The sequence below is a fragment of the Marinobacter changyiensis genome (genome assembly GCF_009193265.1).
GTDB classification, from domain to species: domain Bacteria; phylum Pseudomonadota; class Gammaproteobacteria; order Pseudomonadales; family Oleiphilaceae; genus Marinobacter; species Marinobacter changyiensis.
In genome coordinates, this window is the sequence record NZ_VZZZ01000005.1 from 396,895 (window position 1) to 409,166 (window position 12,272).

Genomic DNA, 12,272 nt, shown 5'->3' on the forward strand with positions numbered 1-12,272 from the left:
CGCAGGAAGTAAGCAGGGGATTCTTTCCAAAACCGTGCGGAGCCATGGATGGCGGAGCCCGAGCGTACAAGGGTGAGGCAAATGTATTTGAAGCGAAGCTTCATGCGCAGCCGAACGACCGCAATCTGCGATTGCGGGCCGGGCCCCGGAGGGGTATTTACAGCCTGTTTTGGAAAGAATCCCCCGCTCACTTCAGCACGGTGTCAGAAAGATACACCTCAGAAGTTAAGCCGCTGCCAATCAGTTCGATCTCGATTTCAAAGAACTGGCATGCGAACACTATCTGTTGCTTTGCCGCGAGCAAGGTCTGAATCAGAGCAAGATCTCTCACTTGCTCGAGCTCATGCGCTCAGAAGCGTTCCTCAAGCGCATTCAGGATCTACCCGGTTATGAGCCGGACAACCCCGGCCAGATCACCACCTTTGAAGAGCTCCTCGCCGGAGATGCCTGAGTCCGGGCATTATCGGAGTGCTTTCGCTTCTGTCGGACGGCTTTCGGCCAACGCCCATCCGAAAACTAAATCGCCAAAGTGTTTGACAGATTCCAAGGTATGACAAATTCTCTAAGGGAACAGGGAGGCTTGAGTGAACGATCACCAGAGCAACACCGGACCCGAAGTCCCGATCCCATCCGAGCGGAGTGCGCCCGTAAGACTGATCAACAGTCAGGGAAGTTCTCCGTTTTTGCTGGTCTGTGAACACGCCTCCTGCTTGATACCGCCTCAGTTCGATGGTCTTGGCTTGCCCGAGGGGTTGCGCGCCGCCCATATTGCCTGGGACCCGGGAGCACTGGCGGTTGCCGAGAGGCTCAGTGAAACCCTCGATGCCCGGCTTGTCGCGGCTACGGTGTCCCGTCTGGTTTACGACTGCAACCGGCCGCCGACCGCGCCGGATGCAATGCCAGCCCGAAGCGAGGTATTCGACATACCCGGCAATGTGCACCTGAGCGAAACCGACAGAAATCGACGAATCGAGGAATACTACCAACCTTTCGAGGCTCTGCTGACCGACGCTCTGGTGGTCACCCAAAGCACCCATACCGTGCCGGTTCTGGCCACCATCCACAGTTTCACCCCGGTTTATCGCGGGCAGCAACGGGCCACGGAGATCGGCATCCTTCACGATAGCGATACCCGCTTTGCCGATACCCTGCTGCAGCGGGCGCCCCTGCATAGTCCGCTTCGGTTTCGACGAAACGACCCCTATGGTCCGGCCGACGGGGTTACCCACACGTTAAAGGCTCACGGCCTCAGAACCGGCGTGATGAACGTGATGATTGAAATCCGTAATGACCTTATCAGCACCCCGGATCAGCAAAATGCCATGGCAGCCATGCTGGCAGGTCTTTTGCTGGATGCATGGAAAGCTTTGGAAGCTCGAGACGCGCCGACAACCCGATTGCCCGGCAAAGAGGGATTTTGATGCCCCCGATTATCAGCGGTTACGTTCGTGTCGTGGATGCTGTGAACTACCGCGTTGGACGGATCATGATGTACGGCATTTTCGTCATGACAGGCATCCTGCTTTGGTCGTCCGTTTCCAAAACCTTTTTCCTGCCTTCGCTCTGGACCCTCGAGGCTGCGCAGTTTGCCATGGTGGCCTACTACATTCTGGGCGGGCCCTACTCGATCCAGCTCGACTCCAACGTGCGTATGGATCTGTTCTACGGGAGTTGGTCAGACCGGAAGAAAGCCTGGTTCGACGCCTTCACTGTTTTTTTCCTGATTTTCTTCCTCGGAGTGCTGCTGTACGGCGCTTACGACAGCACCAGCTATTCGATGCAATACGGTGAGCGCAGCCCGACCGCCTGGCGGCCGTATATGTGGCCCATCAAGCTGGTGATGTGCATCGGTTTTTTCCTGATGCTGCTGCAGGCGTTTTCGGAGTTCTTCAAGGATATTGCCCGTATCCGGGGAGAGGCGATCTGATGTCCCAGGAAATGATCGCCGTTTTCATGTTTTCCACGATGATGCTGATGCTGATGACCGGCCAGCGGGTATTTGCCGCCATCGGGGCTGTTGCTGCGGTATCGGCCATTACCATGTGGGGGATTGGCGGCTCGGACATACCCTTTTCAGCCGCCATGAAGCTGATGAACTGGTATCCCTTGCTGACCCTGCCGATGTTCATCTTCATGGGTTACGTACTGTCAGAATCCAAAATTGCCGATGATCTCTACCGCATGTTCCATGTCTGGATGGGCCCGGTTCACGGTGGTCTGGCCATCGGCACCATTGGTCTGATGGTGCTGGTGTCCGCGATGAATGGCCTGTCCGTGGCGGGGATGGCCATTGGCGCTACCATCGCACTGCCGGAACTGCTCCGTCGCGGGTACGACAAACGCATGGTGACCGGCGTGATTCAGGCCGGGTCCTCACTCGGCATTCTGGTTCCACCCTCGGTGGTGCTGGTGCTCTATGCCATGATCGCTCGCCAGCCCGTGGGACAACTCTGGCTGGCAGGGGTGTTCCCGGGCCTGCTCATGGCCGGAATGTTCATTCTGTACATCGCAGTACGCTGTCGTATCCAGCCTCATCTGGGGCCGGTGCTGCCGCCGGAAGAACGGCAGGTCAGCATGGCGGAAAAACTCCGTCTGCTGAGGGCAGGGGTCCTGCCGGTGGTGATCTTCGCGACTATGATGGTGCCGTTCATCAACGGCTGGACCAGCCTGGTCGAGAGTTCAGCCATTGGCGCCATGGCTGCCTTTGTCGCCGCCATTCTGAAAGGCCGCATGAACCGGCAGGTGTTTGAGGTTTCAGTGCGCCAGACCCTGGCGATCTCCTGCATGTTCATGTGGATCATTCTGGCGGCCCTGGGCTTCGGTGCCGTCTTCGACGGGCTCGGCGCGGTTGACGCCATTGATAATCTGTTTACCGAACAACTGGGCCTCAACCCCTGGATGATCCTGATCCTGATGCAACTGTCTTTCCTGCTGATGGGCACCTTTCTGGACGATACCGCGATGCTGGTCATCGTCGCCCCGCTTTATGTGCCACTCGTTGCGGTTCTGGGTTTTGATCTGGTCTGGTATGGAATCCTCTACACCATAACCACCCAGATTGCCTACATGACGCCACCGTTTGGCTATAATTTATTCCTGATGCGCGCAATGGCCCCGCCGGAAATCACCCTCAGGGACATTTACAGTTCCATTCTGCCCTTTGTGGGGGTCATGTTGCTTGCCCTGACACTGATCATGGTGTTTCCGCAGATTGCCCTGTGGTTACCCGAACACATCTACAACAAATAAGAAATGTTAACAAAAGGATTTCTGAAACAACAAGTTATGACCATAACGAGCAACTGAACCGGTTCGGCCGCGATAGGCATGCTGTAACGCCAGAACAGGCTGGGGCCGGAACGCCTGGGAGCCCTCAAGGCTTCCAACTAGAGTGTTTATCAAGGAGAGAACCATGACCTCACGTCGCAAGTTCCTGACATCCGCGGCCGCCCTCGCCGGGGCTGCCGCTATTGCTCCCAACAGCCTCTACGCCGCCGACCCCAAGATCAAATGGCGAATGCAGACCTACGCCGGTCCCGCCCTGGCCGAGCATGTCATCAAACCCGCCATCGACAGCTTCAACCGCATTGCCGGCAACGAGATGCAGATCGAGCTTTACTACGCCGATCAACTGGTGCCCACCGGCGAATTATTCCGGGCCATGCAGAAAGGTACCATCGACGCCGTGCAGTCCGATGACGACTCCATGGCGTCCCCCACCGAAGTTACTGTGTTCGGCGGTTACTTCCCGTTTGCCAGCCGATACTCCCTGGACGTACCGGTGTTGTTCAATCAGTACGGACTCAATGAAATCTGGGACGAGGAATACAGCAAGGTCGGAGTAAAGCATCTATCCGCCGGGGCCTGGGACCCATGCCACTTCGCCACCAAAGAGCCGATCAACAGTCTGGAAGACCTCAAGGGTAAGCGGGTCTTTACCTTCCCGACGGCGGGCCGTTTTATGGCCCAGTTCGGCGTCGTGCCGGTGTCCCTGCCCTGGGAAGATATCGAGGTGGCGGTGCAAACCGGTGAGCTTGACGGCGTCGCCTGGTCTGGTATTACCGAGGATTACACCGTGGGCTGGGCGGACGTCACCAACTACTTCCTGACCAACAACATTTCCGGCGCCTGGGCGGGGTCCTTCTTTGCCAATATGGACCGCTACAATGAACTCCCCGACCACCTCAAGGAATTGCTCAAGCTCACCATGGACAGTTCCCACTACTACCGGCAATGGTGGTATTGGGGCGGTGAAGCAGAGCTTCGGGTCAGGGGCACCAAAATGCAGCTCACCACCATACCGGATAAAGAGTGGGCGGAGGTCGAAAAGGCTGCACTCACCTTCTGGGATGAAATCGCTGCGGAATCTGAAACCAAGGCCAGAGTTGTCAAAATTCTTAAAGACTACAACGCCACTATGGAAAAAGCAGGGCGGCCTTACCGTTACAGCTGATGGCCCGGGAGCCGGCATTCCTGATCCGGAACGCCGGCTCTCCCGATTTCAGGCGCCTGCGCGCGCCGGTGACTCACAAGCGGAGTGGTTATGGCGGGGAATCTGACGTTTGAAGAACTGAGCGAATGCGTGCTTGAAGGCACCATCGACACCGTGGTGGCAGCCATCCCGGATATGCAGGGACGGCTGATGGGTAAACGCTTCCAGGCCCAGTACTTTATCGAGACCGCCTGGCAGGAAAGCCATTGCTGCAAATACCTGGTCGCCACCGATCTGGCCATGACCACGGTGGAGAATTACGCGTCCACCAGCTGGACCGCCGGCTATGGCGACTATGTCATGAAGCCCGACCTGGGCACCCTCAGAAAACTGCCCTGGCTGGACGGTACCGCCTTTGTCCTGTGTGACCTGCTCGATCATGCCAGCCACGGCCCCGTACCCCACTCACCCCGGGCGGTACTGCAAAAGCAGCTGGCCCGGCTTGCGGGAATGGGGCTGACCATGACCACCGCCACCGAGCTGGAATTTTTCATTTTCCGGGAAACCTTTGAGGAGATGAAAGACCAGAAATACCGGGGCATGACCCCGATGAGTCCCTACAACGAGGACTATCATATTTTCCAGACCACCCGCGAAGAGGACGTCATGCGCCCGATCCGCAATGGTCTGTATGGCGCCGGCATCCGCGTCGAGAGCAGCAAGGGCGAAGCCAGCGCCGGGCAGGTAGAGCTCAACATCCAGTATTCGGACCCGCTCGACATGGCCGACACCCACGTGCTGGTGAAAAATGCGGTTAAAGAAATGGCCTGGCAACACGGGCGCAGCGTGAGCTTTATGGCCAAGTGGCATCACCGGTCTGCGGGCTCCTCCAGCCATATTCATCAGTCCCTGTCCGATATGGAAGGCAACTCGGTGTTCTTTGACCCCGATCGCAAACATGGCATGTCGGAGACCATGGAGCATGCCCTGGCCGGGCTGCTTGCCCATGCCGCTGAGACCACCTTCTTTCTGGCGCCTTACGTGAACTCTTACAAGCGCTTCGCGCCGGGGACCTTCGCCCCCACCAGCACGGTCTGGTCAGTGGATAACCGCACCGCCGGTTACCGGGTGGTGGCGCCGGATACGGATGCCGTCAGGGTCGAGTGCCGGATCGGCGGTTCTGATCTGAACCCGTACCTCGCCCTGGCCTCACAAATTGCCGCGAATATTGCCGGTATCGAGGGTAAGCTGAAGCTTGAACCCGAATTCAACGGCAACGCCTACGGCGCCGAAACCTCCCGCGGCATTCCGGCCACATTGCGTGCGGCGACAGAGGCGTTGAGGCATTCCACCATGCTCCGGGAAGCCATGGGCGACGACGTAATAGACCACTATGTGCGCTCGGCTGAGTGGGAGCAGGAAGACTTTGATCGCGTGGTCACCGATTACGAAGTCAAACGCGGATTCGAACAGGCATAGGACATTTATGAGCCACTCTATTCAATGCATCTCTCCCGTCGACGGCAGTGTCTATGCCGAACGTCCCACCCTCTCACTGGACCAGGCGCGCCTGGCAGTCCGCAAGGCCGCTGGGGCGCAAAAGTCGTGGGCGCAGCGCCCCCTTGCGGAGCGCATCCAGCTGGTCCGGGCCGGTATTGAGAACCTCGGTGCCATGAACGCGGAAGTCGTTGAAACGCTGGCCTGGCAAATGGGCCGACCGGTGCGCTACGGCGGCGAATTCGGCGGCGTCAACGAACGCGCCAGCTATATGGCAGATATTGCCGAAACCGCCCTGGCACCGATCGAAATTGAAAACAGCGACAAACTGAAACGCTATATCCAGCGCGACCCCCACGGTACGGTACTGATCATCGCACCCTGGAACTATCCCTACATGACCGCCATCAATACCGTTGTTCCCGCCCTGATCGCCGGTAATGCGGTGTTTCTCAAACACGCCTCGCAAACACCGCTGGTGGGCGAACACATTGCCCGTGCGTTCCATGACGCCGGCATTCCGGAGGCGGTCTTCCAGAACGTCTTCCTCAGCCACACCACCACGGCCGACCTGATTGCGGAAAAAGCCTTCGGCTTCGTCAACTTCACCGGCTCCGTGCCCGGAGGCAAAGCAATCGAGGGTGCGGCGGCAGGCACCTTCACCGGACTCGGACTTGAGCTGGGAGGCAAAGACCCCGGCTACGTGATGGACGACGCCGACCTGGATGCTGCTGTGGCTACGCTGATAGACGGTGCCATGTTCAATGCGGGCCAATGCTGCTGTGGCATTGAACGGATTTATGTTGCCGACACGCTGTTTGACCGTTTTGTGGAAGAGGCCGTCGCCATCGTCAGTGCCTACAAGCTGGGCAACCCGCTGGAGGAAGCCACCACCCTCGGCCCTATGGCTCACACCCGGTTTGCGGAGGTCGTCCGCGAGCAGACGGCGGAAGCGATCGCAGCCGGGGCCAAGGCCCTGATCGACCCGGCGCTGTTCCCGAATCAGGGCGGTGCCTACCTGATGCCGCAGATTCTGGTGGATGTAGACCATTCCATGCGCGTCATGCGGGAAGAATCCTTTGGCCCGGTGGTGGGCATCATGCGGGTCGGCAGTGACGAAGAGGCTGTCGCCCTGATGAATGACAGCGATTTCGGCCTGACCGCTTCGCTGTGGACCCGGGATATTGAACGCGCGGAGCGGATTGCCAATCAGATCGACACCGGCACTGTGTTCATGAACCGCTGCGATTATCTTGACCCGGCACTGTGCTGGACCGGCTGTAAACAGACCGGGCGCGGCGGCGGGCTGTCAGTGATCGGTTATCACAACCTGACGCGACCCAAATCCTTTTATCTGAAGAGGTCCTGATATGACTCTGACCGCCAATTGGTCCTACCCGACCGCCATCCATTTTGGCGCGGGCAGAATCGCCGAGCTTGCTGAAAGCTGCGCGACTGTCGGTATCAAAAAGCCCCTGCTGGTCACGGACAAGGGGCTCGCCAGCCTGCCCATCACCCAAGCCACCCTGGACCTGATGGACACCGCCGGTTTGGGCCGGGCACTGTTTGCGGAGGTTGACCCCAACCCGACCGAAATCAATATGGAAGCGGGTGTTAAGGCCTATCGGGATGGCGGCCATGACGGCGTGATCGCCTTTGGTGGTGGCTCCGGGCTGGACCTCGGCAAACTGATCGCGTTCATGGCCGGGCAAACCCGACCGGTATGGGACTTCGAAGACCTCGATGACTGGTGGACGCGGGCGAACGCCGATACGATAGCCCCCATCATTGCCGTGCCCACTACCGCGGGCACCGGTTCCGAAGTCGGCCGCGCCAGCGTTATCGTCAACAGTCATACCCACGTGAAAAAGATTATTTTTCACCCGAAGATTCTGCCCACCATGGTGATCTCGGACCCGGAACTGACCGTTGGCATGCCCCCAGTGATTACCGCCGGCACCGGCATGGATGCCTTTATCCATTGTTTCGAGGCGTTCTGCTCGCCAAATTTCCACCCCATGAGTCAGGGCATCGCGCTTGAAGGCATGCGATTGGTAAAGGAGAACCTGCCAAGGGTCTTTGCCGATGGCACGGACATCGAGGCCCGCGGTCAGATGATGGCTGCCGCCGCCATGGGGGCGGTGGCGTTCCAGAAAGGGTTGGGTGCTACCCATGCGGTGTCCCACTCCGTGGGCGCGATCTACAATACGCACCACGGCCTGACCAATGCCGTGGTGCTGCCGGCAGTTATTGCCATGAACAAGCCCGCCATCATCGCCAAGGTGGAGAGCATTGCCCGCTATCTGGATATCAGCGGCGGTTTTGACGGCTTTGCCAGCTACATTCTGGAACTGAGACGCGAGTTGAAAGTGCCTGACAAGCTCGGGGAACTTGGCGTAGGCAGCGATCGTATTGACCAAATGATCCGGATGGCCCTGGAAGACCCCAGCGCGGGCGGCAACCCGGTGAAGATGGACGCTGACAATACCCGAGCGCTGTTCGAGACTTGTATTTAAACGGGCGGGCAACGGCTCACGGATTCTCAATCGCCAACAACTGGCGCTTACGCTCGATCCCCCAGCGATAGCCGCCGAGCCCGCCATCGCCACGAATCACCCGGTGGCAGGGGATAGCCAACGCAACCCGGTTGGCCCCGCAGGCGCTGGCGACAGCCCTGACCGCCTTCGGGCGGCCGATCGCTTGCGCAACCTCTTTATAGGTTCTGAGTTCACCCCTCGGAATCTGCCGTAAATAATCCCACACCTGCACCTGAAAGGCGGTGCCGCGGATGTCCACCGGCAGCTCCGGGCTGCTTCCGGACGCCTTGCTTCCTGTCGCCTGCTTGCTTCCCGACGCCTGGAGAGTGCCGCACAACGCGTCCATCCACTGCCAGAAGGGTTCTGATCCACCCTCAGGCATTTCAGAGACGACAGCTTCGGGAAATTCTTCTGCCAGATGTAAGTGCATCACCTCCACCTCATCCCCCAACTCAACGAAACACAAGCCCCGGTCAGTCGCTGCCATCAGCAATTGACCGACGGGAGTAGCGGCACTGGCCCAGGAGATCTCAAGATTTCGACCTCCAGCCCTATATTGTCCGGGCGTCATACCCAAGCGGGAGGACGCCCGTTCGTAGACCCGGCTGGTGGAGCCGAATCCCGCCGCGAATACCGCGTCTGTAACCGAGTTTCCTACGCGCAGATTTTGCTTGAGGGCTCGCAGCCGACAAGCATCCGCGTACTGCTTCGGTGTCACCCCGATCACCTCCTTGAACCGGCGCTGGAAGCGGTCGGGACTCATGTGGGCGAGCCCACTGAGGTGTTCCAGGGTGAGACTTTCGCTGCTGTTGGCCTCGATATAGCGACAGAGCTCGTGGAGGCGTTGGTCTTTGGTCATCACGGCTATTCCGGGTCTGCTTGGTATGGCGTCAGTATGCCATTCTGGGGCAATATCACTATCCGATTCTTGTCGTCTCTGGATGTTCCCTATGACCGCAGCCCGACTACCCCCAGCAACCTGGCCGATCATTGTGTGCGCGTCGCTCCTGTTGATGTTCGCCTTCGGGCTGCGCTCCAGCCTTGGGCTGTTTGTCGCCCCTATTGCGGACACCAACGGATGGGGGCGGGATGTCCTGGGTCTGGCACTGGCTATCCAGAACCTGGCCTGGGGCGTTATTGCGGTGCTGGCAGGAGGGCTGGCTGACCGCTTCGGCAATGTCATCGTCATTATCGGCGGAGCCGTACTGTACGCTCTCGGGCTCTGGCTGACCTCCGGCGTCAGCGACATCTGGGTCCTGCACAGCAGTGCCGGGCTGCTGATTGGCGCGGGCGTTGCCGGCACCGGTTTCGGCGTGGTCCTGCCACTCATGGCAAAAGCCGTCAGCGAGTCCCGGCGCCAGTGGGTGCTGGGCGTGGGTACCGCCGCTGGTTCCATGGGCCAGTTCCTGATGGCGCCTCTGGCGCAACAGTTCATTGAACTTTTTGGCTGGAGCGGCGCCCTCAACGTGATGGCGCTGATGGCGCTCGGGATGGTTTTGCTGGTAATGCCATTGGCGGCCAAGACGGGCAACCCGGCAACAGGCGGCCCTCATCCGCCCGGTGTCGAAACCCTGCGCACCACGGTCACTCTCGCCCGGGGGCATCTGTCCTACTGGCTGCTGACTGTCGGCTTCTTCGTGTGCGGGTTCCATGTGGCGTTTATTACCGTGCATCTTCCGGGGTATCTCACCGACAAGGGGTTTGATCCGTCGGTGGCGGCCTGGTCCATCGGGCTGATCGGACTGTGTAATATCTTGGGAGCACTCGGCGCCGGCTTTCTGTCCGGGCGCTTGCCCATGCGATTGATCCTGATCGGCATCTACTCGGGGCGAGCCGTGGCAATCACCTGCCTGCTGCTGATTCCCATGTCGATCGGCTCGATCATCCTGTTCAGCTGCGTGATGGGTTTTCTCTGGCTTGCCACCGTGCCGCCGACGACCGGGTTGGTCGCAGTAATGTTTGGCACCCGTTACATGGCAACCCTGTATGGTGTGGTGTTTCTCGGCCACCAGCTGGGCAGTTTCAGCGGCGTTTACCTGGGCGGCTGGATTTATACTGCCACCGGCTCCTACGACGGTTTATGGTGGATTGGCGTTGCCCTCAGCCTGGTTGCGGTTGCCCTGCACTGGCCGATCCGTGAAGAGCCAGCCAGTGCGCCCCGATTACAAACGTCCTGAACCTGCTCAGCTGGCAGATTCTTCGCTCACGTCGTATTCCCCCCGGCGGGCCAGGCTGTTCAATCTGGCCCGTTTGAGGAAGGCTGCCTGGGCCTGTTCCCGGTTTTCAGCTTTGCCGGCCCAGGCTTTCATCGCGGGCTCCTGCAATGCCCTGCCATAAGACATACTCAGCCGCCAGGGGGCGTTGCCACGCTGTCGATTGATTTCATTCAGGTTGGCGGTAGCCTCTTCCGGGGTCTGGCCACCGGACAGGAAATTGATACTGGGCACAGCCACCGGCACGGTGCGACGAAGGACTCGCAACGTCATTTCAGCGACCTCAGCCGGTGAGGCTTTACCGGAGTCTTTACCAGGGGTAATCATGCTGGGCTTGAGAATCATGTGCTCCAGGCTCACCTTGTGCTGGAACAACGCGTGGAAGACCGCGTGCCAGACCTGCTCGTTCACCTCGGCGGCGCGAGCCATGGTGTGGTCGCCATCAATCAGCACTTCCGGTTCGACGATCGGCACGATACCCGCCGCCTGGCAAGCGGCAGCATAGCGGGCCAGCATTTCTGCATTCGCTGTCAGGCCAAGCAACGTCGGGTTATGATCGGAAATCGGGTAAACCTCTCGCCACTTGGCAAAGCGCGCACCTTGCGCCTTGTAACGGGCGAGCCGTTCAGGCAGGCCGTCAAGCCCATAGGTAATCATGTCCCCGGGTGCCCCAGGCAGCGGGCCTTTACCGAGGTCGACCTTGATGCCGGGAATAATTCCCTGACGGGCAGCAAGTTCGGGCAGCAGGGTACCGTTATCATCTTTCTGGCCGAGGGTCTCTTCGTAGAAAATCACGCCGCACAGGTATCGCCCTGCATCTGGTGAGGAAAGCAGCATCGACCGGTACCACCGCCGGTTTTCCTCCGTAGAGTCCACCCCTACCGCCTGCAACCGTTTTGCTATCGTTCCTGTGCTTTCATCAGCAGCCAGTATTCCCCGATCATCGTCGATCATATCTTCGATGGTCTGTTGCAGCTCAGCAAGAATTGTCATGTCAAACCCTCCTTAGTTATCCAGATAAGTTATGTTTCAAAACCGATATTTGCTGATTTAACCATTGCGGGCAAGAGCTGGTAATTTTTTGTAATGCTGCGGTTTTAACGCAGACGGCGTTCCGGCCCCTGGCAGGGGTTCAGGCCTGAACCGGAAACCGGTTTTGCAGCCAGGCTTTGATGGCATCGGACTCGTAGAGCCACTCGGGTTGGCCCGCGTCATCTTTAATGAGCAGGCAAGGTACCTTGATACGCCCTCCGCCAGCCTCAAGGGCAGCCCGGTGCTGGTCGTCATGCTGGGCATCCCGGGTTTCGATATTCAGGCCTAGACGGGCGATTTCCTTGCGGACCTTGATGCAAAACGGACAGGCACTGAACTGATAAAGCGCCAGCTTTTGACAGGCACGGTCGACCCTGGCCTGATCTGCGGCGTTTCGTGAGGCAGCTTTTGGAGTACTGAGTTTTTCACTGAGCAGCATAAACGGGGTAAGGACCAGCCGAAGGGTACGGAAGAAATAGCGGATGAGGAATTTCATGGTTTTACTGGGTGCTCCTGAAATTAACGGGCGCCCAGCATAACATTTTCAGCGCCGGTCCGGAC

Annotated in this window: 12 protein-coding genes; 8 read left to right on the forward strand and 4 right to left on the reverse strand. The window is 58.9% G+C overall.

The genetic code is table 11. The features are described 5' to 3' along the window. Positions 1–187: 187 nt before the first annotated feature. A complete protein-coding gene (locus F6Y09_RS20365; protein ID WP_218944179.1) occupies positions 188–331 on the reverse strand; it encodes a hypothetical protein in 144 nt (47 codons plus the stop codon). 253 nt (positions 332–584) lie between these two features. On the opposite strand from F6Y09_RS20365, the gene F6Y09_RS15295 reads away from it, so the two are divergent. The 7 genes from F6Y09_RS15295 (at position 585) to F6Y09_RS15325 (ending at position 8,445) form a co-directional block, all read left to right on the forward strand. Further along, positions 585–1,421, forward strand: coding sequence for an N-formylglutamate amidohydrolase (locus F6Y09_RS15295; RefSeq protein ID WP_218944180.1), 837 nt, complete (start codon positions 585–587; stop codon positions 1,419–1,421). After that, positions 1,421–1,927, forward strand: coding sequence for a TRAP transporter small permease subunit (locus F6Y09_RS15300; RefSeq protein WP_152207790.1), 507 nt, complete (start codon positions 1,421–1,423; stop codon positions 1,925–1,927). The genes F6Y09_RS15295 and F6Y09_RS15300 overlap by 1 nt, the downstream gene beginning before the upstream one ends. Then, positions 1,927–3,249, forward strand: coding sequence for a TRAP transporter large permease (locus tag F6Y09_RS15305; protein ID WP_152207791.1), 1,323 nt, complete (start codon positions 1,927–1,929; stop codon positions 3,247–3,249). The genes F6Y09_RS15300 and F6Y09_RS15305 overlap by 1 nt, the downstream gene beginning before the upstream one ends. A gap of 163 nt (positions 3,250–3,412) precedes the next feature. Further along, positions 3,413–4,453 (forward strand): TRAP transporter substrate-binding protein, encoded by a 1,041-nt coding sequence (locus F6Y09_RS15310; protein WP_152207792.1) that lies wholly within the window; start codon positions 3,413–3,415, stop codon positions 4,451–4,453. 90 nt (positions 4,454–4,543) lie between these two features. Beyond that, positions 4,544–5,911, forward strand: a complete 1,368-nt coding sequence (locus tag F6Y09_RS15315; protein WP_152207793.1) for a glutamine synthetase family protein — start codon at positions 4,544–4,546, stop codon at positions 5,909–5,911. Between the two features lie 7 nt (positions 5,912–5,918). Further along, entirely contained in the window at positions 5,919–7,298 is a 1,380-nt protein-coding gene (locus tag F6Y09_RS15320) for an aldehyde dehydrogenase family protein (protein ID WP_152207794.1), read from the forward strand. A 1-nt stretch (position 7,299) separates the two neighbouring features. Next, the gene (locus F6Y09_RS15325; RefSeq protein ID WP_152207795.1) at positions 7,300–8,445 is read left to right on the forward strand and encodes an iron-containing alcohol dehydrogenase; all 1,146 of its coding nucleotides are present in this window, start codon (positions 7,300–7,302) and stop codon (positions 8,443–8,445) included. Between the two features lie 16 nt (positions 8,446–8,461). On the opposite strand, the gene F6Y09_RS15330 is transcribed toward F6Y09_RS15325, so the two are convergent. Further along, positions 8,462–9,325 carry a methylated-DNA--[protein]-cysteine S-methyltransferase gene (locus tag F6Y09_RS15330; protein ID WP_179959435.1) on the reverse strand — a complete coding sequence of 288 codons (864 nt, stop codon included), beginning with the start codon at positions 9,323–9,325 and terminating at the stop codon, positions 8,462–8,464. Between the two features lie 91 nt (positions 9,326–9,416). Between F6Y09_RS15330 and F6Y09_RS15335 the strand changes: the two genes are divergently transcribed. After that, on the forward strand, positions 9,417–10,643 hold the full coding sequence (locus F6Y09_RS15335) for an MFS transporter (protein WP_152207797.1): 1,227 nt from the start codon (positions 9,417–9,419) through the stop codon (positions 10,641–10,643). 6 nt (positions 10,644–10,649) lie between these two features. Here F6Y09_RS15335 and F6Y09_RS15340 read toward each other — a convergent pair whose 3' ends face one another. After that, a complete protein-coding gene (locus tag F6Y09_RS15340; protein WP_152207798.1) occupies positions 10,650–11,672 on the reverse strand; it encodes a class I fructose-bisphosphate aldolase in 1,023 nt (340 codons plus the stop codon). Positions 11,673–11,811: 139 nt separating this feature from the next. Then, positions 11,812–12,207, reverse strand: a complete 396-nt coding sequence (locus F6Y09_RS15345) for a glutaredoxin family protein (RefSeq protein ID WP_152207799.1) — start codon at positions 12,205–12,207, stop codon at positions 11,812–11,814. Positions 12,208–12,272 lie beyond the last annotated feature (65 nt).

What these genes read in the sequence shown, in the direction of transcription:
- F6Y09_RS15300 (WP_152207790.1), top strand. Translation starts at nt 1,421, where the DNA reads ATGCCCCCGATTATCAGCGGTTACGTTCGTGTCGTGGATGCTGTGAAC.
- F6Y09_RS15305 (WP_152207791.1), top strand. Translation starts at nt 1,927, where the DNA reads ATGTCCCAGGAAATGATCGCCGTTTTCATGTTTTCCACGATGATGCTG.
- F6Y09_RS15310 (WP_152207792.1), top strand. Translation starts at nt 3,413, where the DNA reads ATGACCTCACGTCGCAAGTTCCTGACATCCGCGGCCGCCCTCGCCGGG.
- F6Y09_RS15315 (WP_152207793.1), top strand. Translation starts at nt 4,544, where the DNA reads ATGGCGGGGAATCTGACGTTTGAAGAACTGAGCGAATGCGTGCTTGAA.
- F6Y09_RS15320 (WP_152207794.1), top strand. Translation starts at nt 5,919, where the DNA reads ATGAGCCACTCTATTCAATGCATCTCTCCCGTCGACGGCAGTGTCTAT.
- F6Y09_RS15325 (WP_152207795.1), top strand. Translation starts at nt 7,300, where the DNA reads ATGACTCTGACCGCCAATTGGTCCTACCCGACCGCCATCCATTTTGGC.
- F6Y09_RS15330 (WP_179959435.1), bottom strand. Translation starts at nt 9,325, where the DNA reads ATGACCAAAGACCAACGCCTCCACGAGCTCTGTCGCTATATCGAGGCC.
- F6Y09_RS15335 (WP_152207797.1), top strand. Translation starts at nt 9,417, where the DNA reads ATGACCGCAGCCCGACTACCCCCAGCAACCTGGCCGATCATTGTGTGC.
- F6Y09_RS15340 (WP_152207798.1), bottom strand. Translation starts at nt 11,672, where the DNA reads ATGACAATTCTTGCTGAGCTGCAACAGACCATCGAAGATATGATCGAC.
- F6Y09_RS15345 (WP_152207799.1), bottom strand. Translation starts at nt 12,207, where the DNA reads ATGAAATTCCTCATCCGCTATTTCTTCCGTACCCTTCGGCTGGTCCTT.